The sequence below is a fragment of the Lichenifustis flavocetrariae genome, from assembly GCF_026130545.1.
GTDB classification, from domain to species: Bacteria; Pseudomonadota; Alphaproteobacteria; order Rhizobiales; family Beijerinckiaceae; genus Lichenihabitans; species Lichenihabitans flavocetrariae.
This window is the reverse complement of sequence record NZ_JAMOIM010000013.1, coordinates 120,755-135,118: the sequence shown is the minus strand read 5'-3', so window position 1 is coordinate 135,118 and position 14,364 is coordinate 120,755. Positions and strand designations below refer to the sequence as shown.

At 64.1% G+C, this 14,364-nt stretch carries 14 protein-coding genes; 7 read left to right on the top strand and 7 right to left on the bottom strand.

From position 1 onward, the window contains the following. The first annotated feature begins 14 nt into the window (after nt 1-14). Genes hutI through M8523_RS19210 form a run of 5 tightly spaced genes read left to right on the top strand, consistent with a single transcriptional unit; the run spans nt 15 to nt 5,857 of the window. Complete coding sequence (hutI, locus tag M8523_RS19230) at nt 15-1,241, top strand: imidazolonepropionase (protein ID WP_282586515.1); 1,227 nt, start codon at nt 15-17, stop codon at nt 1,239-1,241. Continuing rightward, nucleotides 1,238-2,782, top strand: a complete 1,545-nt coding sequence (gene hutH, locus M8523_RS19225; protein ID WP_282586514.1) for a histidine ammonia-lyase — start codon at nt 1,238-1,240, stop codon at nt 2,780-2,782. The genes hutI and hutH overlap by 4 nt, the downstream gene beginning before the upstream one ends. Then, the gene (gene hutG, locus M8523_RS19220; protein WP_282586513.1) at nt 2,779-3,606 is read left to right on the top strand and encodes an N-formylglutamate deformylase; all 828 of its coding nucleotides are present in this window, start codon (nt 2,779-2,781) and stop codon (nt 3,604-3,606) included. Before hutH ends, hutG begins: the two co-directional genes overlap by 4 nt. Further along, complete coding sequence (hutU, locus tag M8523_RS19215) at nt 3,603-5,270, top strand: urocanate hydratase (RefSeq protein ID WP_282586512.1); 1,668 nt, start codon at nt 3,603-3,605, stop codon at nt 5,268-5,270. The genes hutG and hutU overlap by 4 nt, the downstream gene beginning before the upstream one ends. After that, on the top strand, nt 5,267-5,857 hold the full coding sequence (locus M8523_RS19210; RefSeq protein ID WP_282586511.1) for a HutD/Ves family protein: 591 nt from the start codon (nt 5,267-5,269) through the stop codon (nt 5,855-5,857). The genes hutU and M8523_RS19210 overlap by 4 nt, the downstream gene beginning before the upstream one ends. Nucleotides 5,858-5,968: 111 nt before the next feature. Here the strand turns inward: M8523_RS19210 and rimI are convergent, their stop codons facing one another. From rimI to M8523_RS19195, 3 genes are read right to left on the bottom strand one after another with little or no spacing between them, the layout of a single operon-like run. Continuing rightward, nucleotides 5,969-6,490, bottom strand: coding sequence for a ribosomal protein S18-alanine N-acetyltransferase (rimI, locus tag M8523_RS19205; protein WP_282586510.1), 522 nt, complete (start codon nt 6,488-6,490; stop codon nt 5,969-5,971). Beyond that, entirely contained in the window at nt 6,487-7,230 is a 744-nt protein-coding gene (gene tsaB / locus M8523_RS19200; RefSeq protein WP_282586509.1) for a tRNA (adenosine(37)-N6)-threonylcarbamoyltransferase complex dimerization subunit type 1 TsaB, read from the bottom strand. The genes rimI and tsaB overlap by 4 nt, the downstream gene beginning before the upstream one ends. A gap of 60 nt (nt 7,231-7,290) precedes the next feature. Next, a complete protein-coding gene (locus M8523_RS19195; protein ID WP_282586508.1) occupies nt 7,291-7,851 on the bottom strand; it encodes a NifU family protein in 561 nt (186 codons plus the stop codon). A 239-nt stretch (nt 7,852-8,090) separates the two neighbouring features. Between M8523_RS19195 and M8523_RS19190 the strand changes: the two genes are divergently transcribed. Both M8523_RS19190 and M8523_RS19185 read left to right on the top strand, forming a co-directional pair. Continuing rightward, nucleotides 8,091-9,719, top strand: a complete 1,629-nt coding sequence (locus M8523_RS19190) for a GGDEF domain-containing protein (RefSeq protein WP_282586507.1) — start codon at nt 8,091-8,093, stop codon at nt 9,717-9,719. 308 nt (nt 9,720-10,027) lie between these two features. Then, nucleotides 10,028-11,770, top strand: a complete 1,743-nt coding sequence (locus M8523_RS19185) for a methyl-accepting chemotaxis protein (protein ID WP_282586506.1) — start codon at nt 10,028-10,030, stop codon at nt 11,768-11,770. A gap of 156 nt (nt 11,771-11,926) precedes the next feature. Here the strand turns inward: M8523_RS19185 and trpS are convergent, their stop codons facing one another. The 4 genes from trpS to M8523_RS19165 form a co-directional block, all read right to left on the bottom strand. Further along, complete coding sequence (gene trpS / locus M8523_RS19180) at nt 11,927-12,958, bottom strand: tryptophan--tRNA ligase (protein WP_282586505.1); 1,032 nt, start codon at nt 12,956-12,958, stop codon at nt 11,927-11,929. A 41-nt stretch (nt 12,959-12,999) separates the two neighbouring features. Beyond that, on the bottom strand, nt 13,000-13,545 hold the full coding sequence (locus M8523_RS19175) for a hypothetical protein (RefSeq protein WP_282586504.1): 546 nt from the start codon (nt 13,543-13,545) through the stop codon (nt 13,000-13,002). 62 nt (nt 13,546-13,607) lie between these two features. Continuing rightward, the gene (locus M8523_RS19170) at nt 13,608-13,865 is read right to left on the bottom strand and encodes a hypothetical protein (RefSeq protein ID WP_282586503.1); all 258 of its coding nucleotides are present in this window, start codon (nt 13,863-13,865) and stop codon (nt 13,608-13,610) included. 74 nt (nt 13,866-13,939) lie between these two features. Then, complete coding sequence (locus M8523_RS19165; protein ID WP_282586502.1) at nt 13,940-14,359, bottom strand: TIGR02301 family protein; 420 nt, start codon at nt 14,357-14,359, stop codon at nt 13,940-13,942. Between the last annotated feature and the right edge of the window lie 5 nt (nt 14,360-14,364).

Below are 14,364 nucleotides of genomic sequence, written 5' to 3'. Positions count from 1 at the left end.
AATGAAGATTTTCGATGCCCGTCGAATCAGCTGCCGCCGACCGTCTGTGGCACAATGCCCGCCTTGCCACCCTGGCGGCGGATCGACCGGGGCTTGGCGCCGTCGAGGCCGCGGCCCTCGCGGTGAAGGACGGCCGCATCGTCTATGCGGGTCCGGAAGCTGATCTGCCGGCGCCCTTGCGCGACGCCACCGAGACTGTGGATTGCCAGGGGCGTTGGATCACGCCGGGCCTGATCGACTGCCATACCCATCTCGTCCATGCCGGCAATCGCTCGCGTGAATTCGAACTGCGGCTGCAAGGGGCCTCCTACGAGGAGATCGCCCGAGCGGGCGGCGGGATCGTGTCGAGCGTCGAAGCGATGCGGGCCGCGAGCGAAGAGAGGCTGCTTGAAGAGACCTTGCCGCGCCTCGACGCCCTGTTGGCCGAGGGCGTGACGACTGTCGAGATCAAATCGGGCTATGGGCTCGATCTCGCGAGCGAGCGCAAGGCGCTTCGGGTGGCGCGCAGGCTCGGCACGGTGCGGCCTGTTTCCGTGGTCACGACGTTCCTCGGGGCGCATGCGCTGCCGCCCGAGTTCAAGAACGACAAAGCCGGTTATCTCGCGACGCTTGTGCGGGACATGCTGCCCGCCCTCGCGGCGGAGGGCCTTGCCGATGCTGTCGACGGGTTCTGCGAGGGGATCGCCTTCTCCCCGGACGAGATCGCCCATGTCTTCGACGCGGCCAAGCGGTTTGGGTTACCGGTCAAGCTCCATGCCGATCAATTGTCCAACCTGCAGGGCGGCGCGCTGGCGGCGCGTTACGGTGCCCTCTCGGCGGACCATCTGGAATATACCGACGAGACTGGTGCCGCCGCCATGGCGGCCGCCGGGACCGTCGCGGTGCTGCTGCCCGGCGCCTTCTACTTCATCCGTGAGACCAAGAAGCCGCCCGTCGATCTGTTCCGGCGGCACGGAACCCGCATGGCGCTCGCGACCGACAACAACCCCGGCACCTCGCCGTTGACCTCCCTGCTGCTGACCATGAACATGGCCGCTACCCTGTTCCATATGACGGTCGACGAATGCGTGGCCGGCGTGACACGCGAAGCGGCGCGGGCCCTCGGTCGCCTCAAGGACACCGGAACCCTGGAAGCCGGCAAGTTCGCGGATCTCGCGATCTGGGACATCGAGCGCCCGGCCGACCTCGTCTATCGCATGGGGTTCAATCCCCTTCACGCCCGCATCTGGAGAGGCCAGTGACGACCCTCGTTCTGACACCGGGCGCCGTCCCGCTCACTGCCTGGCGGCAGATCTATGCCGGTGCGATCCCTGCGCTCGACGAGATGTGCCGGCCGGCCGTGGCGGCCAGCGCCGCGGCCGTCGACAGGATCCTCGCGCACGGCGAGCCTGTCTACGGCATCAACACAGGGTTCGGGAAGCTCGCCAGTGTCCGCATCGAGACGACCGACCTCGAACGGCTGCAGCGCAATATCGTGCTGTCGCATGCGGCCGGCACCGGCGAACCCATGCCGCTCGCCGTGACCCGGCTGATGATGGCCTTGAAAATCGCAAGCTTGGCTCAGGGCGCTTCAGGCATCCGGCCCGCGACTCTTCAATTGCTCGAAGCCATGCTGGCCAAAGGCGTCGTACCGGTGATTCCGGCCCAGGGCTCGGTTGGTGCCTCCGGCGACCTCGCGCCCTTGGCGCATCTGACGACCGTGATGATCGGTGTCGGTGAAGCCTTTTTGGAGGGCGACCGCCTACCGGCTGCCGAGGCGCTTCGGCGCGCGGGCCTCGCGCCAGTGGTGCTCGGCGCCAAGGAGGGCCTGGCGCTGCTGAACGGCACCCAGTTTTCAACCGCCTATGCGCTGGCCGCGCTGTTCGAGGCCGAGACACTGTTTCAGTCCGCGCTTGTGACTGGCGCGCTGTCGACCGATGCGGCGCGCGGCTCCGACACGCCCTTCGACCCGCGCATTCACCGCCTGCGCAAACATCGCGGCCAGATCGAGACGGCCGACGCGCTGCGGGCGCTCATGGCCGGCAGCCCGATCCGGGACTCGCATCGCCTGGGTGACGAGCGCGTGCAGGATCCCTATTGCCTGCGCTGCCAGCCGCAGGTGATGGGCGCCTGCCTCGACGTACTGCGGCAGGCCGCGAGCCTGCTCGAAACGGAAGCCAACGGCGTCTCCGACAACCCACTGATCTTCCCGGAAGAGGACGAAGCGCTCTCGGGCGGCAACTTCCACGCCGAGCCTGTGGCTTTCGCGGCCGACATGATGGCCCTGGCGATCTGCGAGATCGGCTCCATCGCCGAGCGGCGCATCGCCATGCTGGTCGACCCCGCCCTGTCTGGCCTTCCGGCCTTTCTCACGCCGAAGCCGGGCCTCAACTCCGGCTTCATGATCCCGCAAGTCACGGCCGCGGCGCTCGTCTCGGAGAACAAGGGCCGTGCCACGCCGGCCAGCGTCGACTCGATCCCCACCTCGGCCAACCAGGAAGACCACGTCTCGATGGCGGCCCATGGTGCGCGCCGGCTTCTGCCCATGCTGGCCAATGCGAGCGCCGTGATCGGCATCGAGTTACTGGCGGCCGCCCAGGCCTGCGACTTCCACCGGCCGCTCGCGTCGAGCGAGCCCCTGGAGGCCGTGCGGGCCCTGCTGCGGGCCGAGGTGCCGACCCTGGAGGACGATCGCTATTTCCATCCCGATATGGAAGCCGCCAATGCGCTGGTACGCAGTGGTGCGCTGGCGGCGGCTGCGGGTGCGGTGAAGCTGCCGAGCCTTACTGGAACCCCACGATGACCGACTGGCTCACCATCCGTCATGGCCAGGCGCCCCTGCTGGTCAGCATCCCTCACACCGGAACGGATATCCCGCCCCAACTGGAAGGGCGCCTCGTCTCGCCGTGGCTCGCCCGCAAGGATGCGGACTGGTGGATCGAGCGGCTCTATGATTTCGCCGCGGATCTCGATGCCACGATCGTCCGCACCGCCATCTCGCGCACGGTCGTCGACGTGAACCGCGACCCGTCCGGCATCTCGCTCTATCCGGGGCAGGCCACGACCGAACTCTGCCCGACCACGAGTTTCGACGGCGAGCCGCTCTATCGACCGGGCGCGGAACTGCGGCTAGAGGAGACCGGCGAGCGCCGGGCCAGCTATTTCGACCCCTACCACGCGGCGCTCGCGGCCGAGCTCCACCGCCTTCGCGGTTTGCACGACCGCGTCGTGCTCTACGACTGCCATTCGATCCGCTCCGTCATTCCCCGGTTGTTTGACGGCGAGCTGCCCGTGTTCAATATCGGCACCAATTCCAGTGCGAGCTGTGCGCCTGAGTTGGCGGCGGCCGTCGAGCGGCTCTGCGGCTCTTCCGGGATGAGCCACGTGATCAACGGCCGCTTCAAGGGCGGGTTCATCACCCGCCACCATGCGGCGCCCGAGCGCGGCATCCATGCGGTGCAGATGGAATTGGCCTGCCGGGGCTATATGGCCGAGAAACCTGGTCCGGTCAGCGAAGCCGACTGGCCGGTGCCATACGACGAGACCTATGCGGCGCCGATCCGGGCCGTGTTGCAGAACATCCTGAAGGCGGCTCTCGCCTTCGCGCGCCACGAGGGGACCGCATGACCCGCATCGATAACGCTCGCCACATCGCCAGCCCGACCGGCACCGAACTCTCAGCCAAGAGTTGGCTCACCGAAGCCCCCCTGCGCATGCTGATGAACAATCTCGACCCTGGCGTCGCCGAGCGGCCGGGCGAGCTCGTCGTCTATGGCGGCATCGGCCGGGCGGCGCGGGACTGGGACAGCTACGACAAGATCGTCGCGGCCCTGAGGCAGTTGGAGGACGACGAGACGCTGCTGGTGCAGTCCGGCAAGCCGGTCGGGGTATTCCGCACGCATGCCGATGCGCCGCGCGTGTTGATCGCCAATTCGAACATCGTCCCGCATTGGGCGACATGGGAGAAGTTCCACGAGCTCGATCGCAAGGGGCTCATGATGTACGGCCAGATGACGGCCGGCTCCTGGATCTATATCGGCAGTCAGGGCATCGTGCAGGGCACCTACGAAACCTTTGTCGAGGTGGGCCGCCGCCACTACAATGGCGATCTCGCGGGACGCTGGATTTTGACGGGCGGCCTCGGCGGCATGGGCGGAGCCCAGCCGCTGGCCGCGACCTTCGCGGGCGCCTCGATGCTCGCCGTCGAATGCCAGCCGAGCCGTATTGAGATGCGGTTGAAGACCGGCTACCTCGACCGCAAGGCCGAGACGCTCGACGAAGCCCTCGCCATCATCGAAGAGGCCAAGCAGAGCAAGAAGCCGGTCTCGGTCGGTCTGCTCGGCAATGCGGCCGACGTCTTCCCCGAACTCGTGCGCCGGGGCATCAAGCCGGACGTCGTGACCGACCAGACCTCCGCCCACGATCCGATCAACGGTTATCTGCCGCAAGGCTGGAGCCTGGCCGAATGGGAGACGAAACGCGAGCGTGATCCCAAGGCGGTCGACAAGGCATCCCGCGCCTCGATGGCGATCCACGTCCGGGCCATGCTGGATTTCCACCGCATGGGGGTGCCGGTGCTCGATTACGGCAACAACATCCGCCAGATGGCGCTCGAAGAGGGTGTCGCCGACGCTTTCGACTTCCCGGGTTTCGTCCCGGCCTATATCCGGCCGCTGTTCTGCCGGGGCATCGGGCCGTTCCGCTGGGCCGCGCTGTCCGGCGATCCGGAGGACATTTACAAGACCGACGCCAAGGTGAAGGAGCTTCTGCCCGACAACCATCACCTGCATCGCTGGCTCGACATGGCGCGTGAGCGTATTCACTTCCAGGGCCTCCCGGCCCGCATCTGCTGGGTGGGCCTGGGGGACCGGCACCGCCTCGGCCTTGCGTTCAACGAGATGGTGGCACGCGGTGAATTGAAGGCCCCGATCGTGATCGGCCGCGACCATCTTGATTCCGGCTCTGTGGCGTCACCCAATCGCGAGACGGAGGCGATGAAAGACGGCTCGGATGCCGTCTCGGACTGGCCGCTGCTCAATGCGCTGCTCAATACCGCGTCGGGCGCCACCTGGGTGTCTCTGCACCACGGCGGTGGCGTCGGCATCGGCTTCTCGCAGCATGCCGGCATGGTGATCGTGGCTGACGGGACCGAGGCGGCCGCGAAGCGGCTCGCACGCGTGCTGTGGAACGATCCGGCCACCGGTGTCATGCGTCATGCCGATGCGGGCTATGAGGACGCCATCGCCTGCGCCCGCGAGCACCAGCTCAACCTCCCCGGCATCCTGGAATGAGCCGCGTGCCCGTCCGCGTGATCCGGGCGGCTGAGTGTCGCCGCATGCCGTGGAAGAACGGCGGCGGCGAGACGATCGAGATCGCGGTGCACCCCGAAGGGGCAGGACTGGAGGATTTCGATTGGCGGCTCAGTGCGGCGCGCGTGGCAACGGATGGGCCGTTCTCGACTTTCCCGGGGGTCGACCGGACGCTCGCGATCCTTGAGGGAGTGGGGCTGGAACTTCGGGTGGGCGAGGATGCACCGGTCCTGCTCCGGCGTGAGACCCTGCCTTACGCATTCCCGGCCGATGAGCCGACCGAGGCGCAATTGCTCGAGGGACCCATCACGGACCTCAATGTCATGACACGACGGGGCCGGATCGTTCACACCGTCCAGCGTCTCGATGTGGAAGGGAGGCTCCAACTCGCCTTGAACGGGGAAGTCGCGCTGATCTTTTGCGCCGTCGGGACACTCCAAATCGAAGCCGGCCCCACCCTTGGAGCGCGGGACTGCGCCCTGATCCAGCCCGCTTGCGACGGCCTCAGCATCGCGGCTGATCAGGGTACGATCGTCTATCTCATCGAGATCCGCTCAACTACCTCATGAAGAGGTGGCGGTTGGGAGAGATGCAGCGCCCACTTCCCATCCCGCCGATTGATTGCCGTGGACGGCATCAAGTGCGGTCATGGCCTGTCGCGCGGACGATCGATGCTATCGTCAGGCGTCCCAGCCGCGCCGCTGCGTCGGGTCGATGTCTCGGCGAAGCACCAGCGCCGCGATCTGTTCGGCCGGCTGTTCGGTCCGGTAATAGTTCTTGCGGCGTCCGACCTCGACAAAGCCGAGATCGCCGTAGAGCTTCCGGGCTGCCGTGTTGGTCTCACCCACCTCAAGGAAAAGGGTCTTCACATGCACGTTGCGCAGTCGCGCGATATGGCTCGCAACGAGCTGGCGCCCGATGCCGCGCCTGCGATGAGCCGAAGCGACCACCACGGTCAACACCTCCGCCTCGTCGGCCGCCACGCGCGACAGGATGAAGCCAAGTAACGCCTTCTTGCGTGGATCGAGCGCCGCATCGCCGAACGCATTGGAGGCGCTGATCAGCCGCTCGAATTCATGCTCGCCCCAGGAATACCGGAATGCCGTCGCGTGCAAGGCCGCGCATTCGTCGGCCAGCCCGTTCTTGAGCGGCTGGATGACGGGCGGCGGCGCCTTGCCCAATAGAGGAAACGGCGAAATCATGCGTCCGCGGTCGTCGGTTCAGGAGGAGGGCTCAAGGCCTTCTGCGGCTTGGCATCGGGTGGTTTGAGGTAGAGCGGTTTCGGCCCGGCCGCCTCGGGATCGGCCAATGCACCGAGGCGTGCCACGAGGGCGATGTCGGGAACCGCCGTATGCGCGTCGACATCGGCGTTGAGGCCACGCGACCAGGCCTCGATTGCGAGCATCGGGGCTCCCGATCCGACCAGCCGCAGAGGGCCTGGCCCGGCCGCTTCGATGACCGAGGCCACGGAGGCGTGGCAGGCTTCCATTACCGTGATGCCAGCCGTACCGAAAATCTGCGCGTAGACATTGCCGTGCTTGGCGTCGATTGCCGCGATGATCGGAGGCTGGATCCTGGACGCGATTGCCGGCGCGGCCAGGGCCTGCAGGGTCGACACACCCACGACCGGGATCTGACAGGCAAGCCCGATGGCCCGAGCCGCTGCGACCCCCACCCGTATCCCAGTAAAGGAACCAGGACCCACCGTGACGGCCACACGGCTGATGGCGTCGAAGCCACCATCGACCTGTGCCACGATTCGGTCGAGCAGTGGCAGGAGGGCTTCGGCGTGTCCCCGTTCCATCGGCAGCGACTCGGCCGCGACCGGTGTGCCCGAACTCAGGTCGAGCAGACACGCGGAGGCCGCCCCGAGGGCTGTGTCGATGGCCAGCACATAGCGAGGTTTGCGGGACGATCCTCCCGCGCGCGACGCTTCAGCCACGGCCGCCCCAGCCCTTTAACGTTGGAAATCGCGGGGGCGGGAGTGGCCGCATTGATTTGCCTAAACCTGCTCGACGGCCTGGATCGACGGAACGAAGTGCTTGAGCAGGTTCTCGATGCCATGCTTAAGCGTGGCCGTCGAGGAGGGGCAACCCGCACAGGCCCCACGCATGCTGAGATACACAACGCCGCCGCGATAGCCCTTGAAGGTGATGTCACCTCCGTCGCCGGCCACGGCGGGCCGCACGCGCGATTCAAGCAGTTCCTTGATGGTGTCGACGGTTTCCTCGTCGTCCGCATCGTAGAACTCGTCGCTGTCATCCTCGACCGCACCCCCCGCCGCGTGAACCAGCGGCGCGCCAGACATGAAATGCTCCATGATGGCGCCGAGGATCGCGGGCTTGTAGTGACTCCAGTCGCCGTCGTCCTTCGTCACCGACACGAAGTCGGACCCGAAGAAGACGCCCGTCACGCCGTCGATGGAAAAAAGCGCATGCGCGAGGGCCGATTGCTCTGCCGCCTTGGCGTCGCGAATGTCGAGCGTGCCCTCAGGCATCACGGTTCGGCCAGGGAGAAACTTGAGGGTGTTGGGATTGGGAGTGGGTTCGGTTTCGATGAACATGCAATCCTCCAGCCGGTTCAAGGCCGGCCTCAGGCGATAAGTCTATGATGCCTATATGGCCGCGCCCGCGCAGGAAAGCAATTTTGAGGACGCCCGCACGGGTTGAAAAAACCTTGCGACACGCGTCGTGCCTCGGCAGCTTAACCTTCGTTTAACGTTGATCTCCGGGAGAGAAGATAAAACGGACGGTTAGCCTTTTGGTGCGACCCTACGGTCTTTGATCGCGCCAAGGTGTGTCGATGATCCCTGGCATTCTTTACCCACCACATGCCATCGCGCCTCTTGAGCGCAGTTGGCACCTGTGCTGCCATGGCGATCCGCGCGGAGCGCTAGAGGACATCACCGAGGTTCTCGCCCGGTTCGAGTCGATAGGCGACACGGCGGCGATTGCTGTCGCGAAACTGCAGCACGCCTGGTTCTGTTTCCAGTTGGGCCATGTGGAGGAGGGTGTAGGCGTTACCACTGCGGCGCTTGCTATCTGGCGCGAGTCGGAGAACCAAGTGGGGATCGCCATGGCGACAGCGATGCGGGCTTGGCTTCTTCTCGAAGCTGGCGTCGCCGACCAAGCTGTCGAAGCCGCCGCCGTGGCCTTGTCCATGGCAGAGACCGGCCAGGATATGCACGCGAGCGCTTTCGCCACCAATGTCGCTGGTGTGGTTCAATGGTATTGCCAGCATCCCGATCGGGCGCTTGAGCTCTGCGAGCGAGCGTTGGATATTGCGCAGACTCTGGGCTCGACCGAGACCGTCGCTTGGTGGATGATCAACGTCGCCGGCATCCATGCCGTGCTCGCAACGGTCGCCCGCCAACGCGGTGACGAGGCGACCCGCCAGGCTCAGATCGCCCGTGCGATCGAGCTCAACGAGCACGCCATCGGCTTGGCGGAGCGCCAAGGCGATCTCTGGTGCCTCCATTTGGGCCTCTGCAATGCGGCCGAATATCTGATCGTCGATGATCCGCATCGCGCCAGACAAGCTCTCGAACGCTGCGCAAAGCTGCCGCTATCGCCCTTGGGCGCACGTTCGCACGTCCAATTGTCGATCCAGCAAGCCTGCCTTCTCGTCCGGGATGATCGACATAACGAGGCCGTGCCGATCTGCCTCGCCACTCTCGAGAACGTAGGCGAGAACGCCGAAGCACGTGCCATTGCGCATCTCTGTCTCTCAGAGATCTATGAAAAGTCGCGCGATTTCGAGTGCGCGCTGAAACATCTCAAGCTGCATCATGAGACGCTCGCACGCATATCGGCCGAAAGCACGCAAAGACGTGCGCGCATAGCCAATATTCTGTGCCAGACGCAATCACTTCAGGATGCCGTACGGGCTGCGCAGGAGCAAGCTGCCATGCTGTCCGATGCGATCCTGCGAGACCCGCTCACCAACCTGTACAACCGCCGCGCTTTCGACACGATCATTCCGTCGCTGATTCGTGATGCAGGGAGCTTTGCGGTCGCGATGTTCGATCTGGATCATTTCAAGAGCATCAACGACCGCTTCACGCACACGACAGGAGATGACGTGCTTCGGACCGTGGCGGGCCTCTTCAAGAACATCCCCGAGGCGTCCGACCTTGCCGTCCGCATGGGTGGCGAGGAATTCTGTCTCCTTTTCATTGGGCGCGATGCCGCCACTGTGTGCCAGTCCTGCGAGAGGATACGGCGCAGTGTGGCCGAAACCGACTGGGCGGTGCTCAAAGCCGGCTTGCGGGTCACGGTCAGCATCGGGGTGGCTATGGGCGGCCCAGGCGGCGACCTCATGCAGATCGTGAGGCTGGCCGATGAGCGGCTTTACACTGCAAAGACCAACGGTCGGAACAGGGTCGTGGGCGTATTCGAAGGGGACAGCGGCGCTATCTCCCTCGTGGCTTGACCTACCATCGATGCTTTACGCGCAGGCGCAGTGGGCGCGATCTTCCCCAACGCGCAGGAGTGTCATCTTGCCTACTCGGCGCGCCATCTGCAAGTCTCCGGACCTCAGCATTTTTTAAGGCTGATAGAAGTTAACTATGAAAAAGACTTATGGTCCAAGAATTAGGTGCGGTTTCGATCGAACGAAGCGCGAGTTGCGCTAACCGGTATTTAGCAAGTCCAATGTATATTGTTTTGAAGTCGTCCGTCTCTGCAATTCGTCACATCTCGTGATGCTGCAGCGCATATTTAGTTTTTCTGGAGATCGAAATGTTCGGCTCGCTTGGTTACTCCAATATGAATGGTTCAGGCTTTTCAGTTCTGAATGCCCTCCGAACCAATGTTATGATTGCAGATACCAAGCTCAACATTACCTACATGAATCCCTCATTGACCGAGTTGCTACAAGAAGCGGAAAGCGAACTCAAGGCAGAGCTTCCCCGCTTCAGTGTTGCGACGTTGATCGGAAGCAACATCGACGTCTTTCATAAGAACCCGGCACATCAACGAAACATGTTGGCTAGCCTTGAGGCTCCCCACAACGCGACCATTCGGGTCGGGACGCGAGTCTTCGATCTGCTGGTAACGCCTCTTATCAAACAGGGAAAGCGAACCGGGTTCGTCGTGGAGTGGGCGGACGCCAAAGCGAGGCTGCTGAATCTCGACTATACTTCGCAGATCGCGGCCATCGGTCGTTCCCAGTCCGTGATCGAATTCACGGTCGATGGGCTTGTCATCGATGCGAACAAAAATTTTCTTGGTTTGTTTGGTTACACGATCGATGAGGTTCGGGGCAAACACCACAAGATTTTCTTGGATGATGCGGCTCGTGACACTGCCGACTACCGCGAATTTTGGAATCGCCTGCGGCAAGGCGAGTATCAAAGCGCCGAATACAAGCGGATCGGCAAGGGCGGGAAGGAAATCTGGATTCAAGGTTCCTACAACCCCATCCTGGATGAGAAGGGACGCGTCACCAAAGTGGTCAAATTCGCGACGGATGTGACCTCGCGGGTGCAAAACGTGGTCGAGATCGGCGCCGCCCTGACGGCCCTTGCCGAGGGGGATCTCGAGCGGCGCATCGATGAGGCTCTCATTCCTGAACTGGATGCGCTCAGAACAGATTACAACCGTGCTCTGGACACCATGCAAGGCACGATGCGGCAGGTTCGGCAGGGTTCTGCCAACATCCTCAGCGGAACAGAGGAGATCCGGGTTTCATCCGACGATCTGTCGAAACGCACCGAGCAACAGGCGGCGAGCCTTGAGGAAACAGCGGCCGCGCTCGATGAGATCACCGCCACGGTCAAGAAGACTTCTGAGGGTGCCCTACATGCACGCCAGGTGGTGGGGACCGCCAAGGACAGTGCGGAAAACTCGGCCATTGTCGTCGGAAAGGCCGTGGATGCTATGCACAACATCGAGACCTCGTCGCAGCAGATCGGCCAGATCATCGGCGTGATCGATGAGATCGCGTTCCAGACAAACCTCCTGGCCCTGAATGCCGGCGTTGAGGCCGCCCGGGCCGGCGACGCTGGCCGCGGATTTGCCGTCGTGGCCTCGGAAGTCCGGGCTCTGGCTCAACGCTCGGCCGAGGCCGCAAAGGAAATCAAGGTTCTGATCTCCAAGTCGGCCGAGCAAGTCGATCAAGGCGTCAGACTGGTCGGCGAGACGGGGGTCGTCCTCGAAAAGATCGTCGGTCAAGTGAAGGAAGTCAGCACCATCGTTTCGAACATCGCCGCGTCCGCGCAGGAGCAGGCCACGGCTCTTGAAGAAGTCAATTCCGCTGTGAACCAGATGGATCAGGTCACGCAGCAGAACGCGGCCATGGTCGAGGAGTCAACCGCAGCCAGCCATGCGCTCGCCAAGGAAACTTCCGAACTCGCGAGGCTGGTCGAGCAATTCAGGATTGGCGAATCCCTGCTCGAAAGCGTGCGAGGACGCGGCGCGGATACGCGGACGCATCGTCCGGTGAGAAGCACGAACACATCCTCGTTCCGCAAATCGGCCTGACGGCAGTTCGGAGCAAACTAAAGGTTGCTTCTGAGACTTGCCCGCGACGCCCTCCGGCGTTGTGGGACCGAGTGGAAGACTTGGCCGATCCGGCTTCTGTCACGCCCTGAGCAGCCCACATCGGACAGGCCCAGGGCAGATTCGCCTTGGATCGCTTCAACGCAGCAGTCCCACAATGTCCTTCACGGCCGCGATCGTCTCGGCCGCCAAGGTACCGGCCCGCTCGCCGCCGTCCTTCAGTACAGCATCGATATGGCCTGGATCGGCCTGCAGGCGCTTCATCTCGGCCGCGATCGGGCTGAGTTTCTCGACAGCGAGATCCGCGAGCGCCGTCTTGAATTGCGAGAACTGCCCGCCGCCATATTGGCCGAGAACGTCCGCCTTGGTGCGGCCAGCCAGTGCGGCGAAGATGCCAACGAGATTGGCGGCTTCGGGGCGGCCCTCCAATCCCTCTATTTCGGACGGCAATGCGTCCGGGTCGGTCTTGGCGCGCCGGATCTTGAGCGCGATCGCGTCGGCGTCGTCCGTCAGATTGATGCGGGAGTTGTCGGACGGGTCCGATTTCGACATCTTCTTCGAGCCCTCGCGCAGACTCATGACGCGCGTCGCAGCCCCTTGGATCAGCGGCTCGGGAAGCGGGAAGAAGTGGTCCGTATGTCCGTGCGCCGCGATCGACGGCCCGAAATCGAGATTGAATTTCTGCGCGATGTCCCGGGCGAGTTCAAGGTGCTGCTTCTGATCCTCGCCGACCGGCACGTGAGTGGCGCGATAGACAAGGATGTCGGCGGCCATCAGCACGGGATAATCGTAAAGGCCGATCGAGGCATTCTCCCGGTCCTTGCCGGCTTTCTCCTTGAACTGGGTCATCCGGTTCAACCAACCGAGACGGGCGACGCAATTGAAGATCCAGGCAAGTTCCGCGTGGCCCGAGACGCGGCTCTGGTTGAACACGATATGCTTGGTCGGATCGACCCCCGCCGCGATGAAAGCCGCCGTGACCTCGCGGGTCGTCCTGACAAGTTCGACCGGGTCCTGCGGCAGCGTGATCGCGTGTAGGTCCACGACGCAGTAGATGCAGTCGTGGCTGTCCTGCAGGGCCACGAAGCGTTGGATCGCCCCGAGGTAATTGCCGAGATGCAGGTTGCCGGTCGGCTGCACGCCGGAAAATACGAGGGGCTTATGGGGCATGATGAGGATCGCAGGCAGGCGGGAGCGTCGGGCTTTGCGTGTTAGCGGCGGGCGGCAGGCGGCGCAAGCGCGGCGGTGCCGTCGTCCTCGGTCCAGAAATATTGCCAGGTGCCGTCAAGCCCGATCGCTGTGCGGTAGACCAACGGGCCGCCGCCGGGAGCTTGCTGCGCGAGGTCGGCGAAGCGGACGCAGGACCAGGGGGCCAGCCGCTGCTGCGGCCAGGGCGTCGGGTCGAAGATCGGCGGAAACACGGGCCAGACGTAACTCTGAGTCGCGCCCCGGGTCAGCAGCGCGTGCGGGGCTTTGAACACGGCAGACAGGATCGCCAACATCTCGCGTCCATGACCATCGAAGGAACGAGCCTTGAGATAGGCGATCGGATCGAAGCCGCGCGGCTGACCTCTCTGAAAGAGGGGCGGCACCTCGTTCCATTGGATCGGAATCAGCAGGGCGTCGATGTCCCCGCCGGCCGCAACCTGCAGAATACGCAAACGAAGACGCCCCACGGAGGGTGGTAGCTGACCGGGGTCGAGCGAGGGTGCGGACAGTCGAGCCTGTGTGACGGCCGCCGAGATCGTATGGCTCATCCCGAGCCAATTACCCCAGGGTTGCGGCGATGTTCGGGCAGGCCGCACGCGCCATCGCGGTGCTAATGCTTGCCCGCGATCGAGAACTCGCCATGGCGGATTCGCTCCGCCAATCCCTCGGCGAAACCCGCGACGGGCTCTTCGCCGAACTGCCGCACCATGGCCTCGAAGGCCGTGAACAAGGCCGCCTGCGCGAAGCAGGTTTCCTCGATTCCGTCGAGTGTCGCTTCCGCAAACGCCTCGCCCACATAGGCGAGAGCGGCTCTACGGTCGTCGGCGGCTTCAACCCGCTCGTCGGATTCTTCGATTGAGGTAAACATGACGAAGCAGACTTTAAGCGTTTCGGCCGGGTTCGGCCAGTGCCCGATTTAACGCAGGGTTAACGGGCTTCGAATTACCCACCGAAACGGGCCGAGAGATCGCGCGTGAGACGCGCCGCCTCATCGAGCGCGCGTCCGACCACGACGTTTGCGGCGGGTGTGCATCGCACATAGGTCACGGCGTAGTCGCGCAGACCTCGATTGAACGCGCCGGCAAGCCGGTTGCGCCGGAGGTCGGAGATGCCTTCGGCTGCAAGCAGTTCCGTCATCTTGTTCCGCCACTGGATGCCTCCGCCCGCGGTGCAGAGATCCTGCATGTAGGTGAGCGTACCCATCAACTCGGCCAGGCGTTCGAGCTCACCCTGGTAAGGCGGCAACTCGTCAGGCACTGATGTCTGGGGTGACGCCTGGCTCGGTGTGGGCGACTTCTCGGGCGGCAGGGGAGGGGAGGCGGCCGCCACGATCATCGCGGCAAGCACGAAGGGCGCCGTCATGGTGG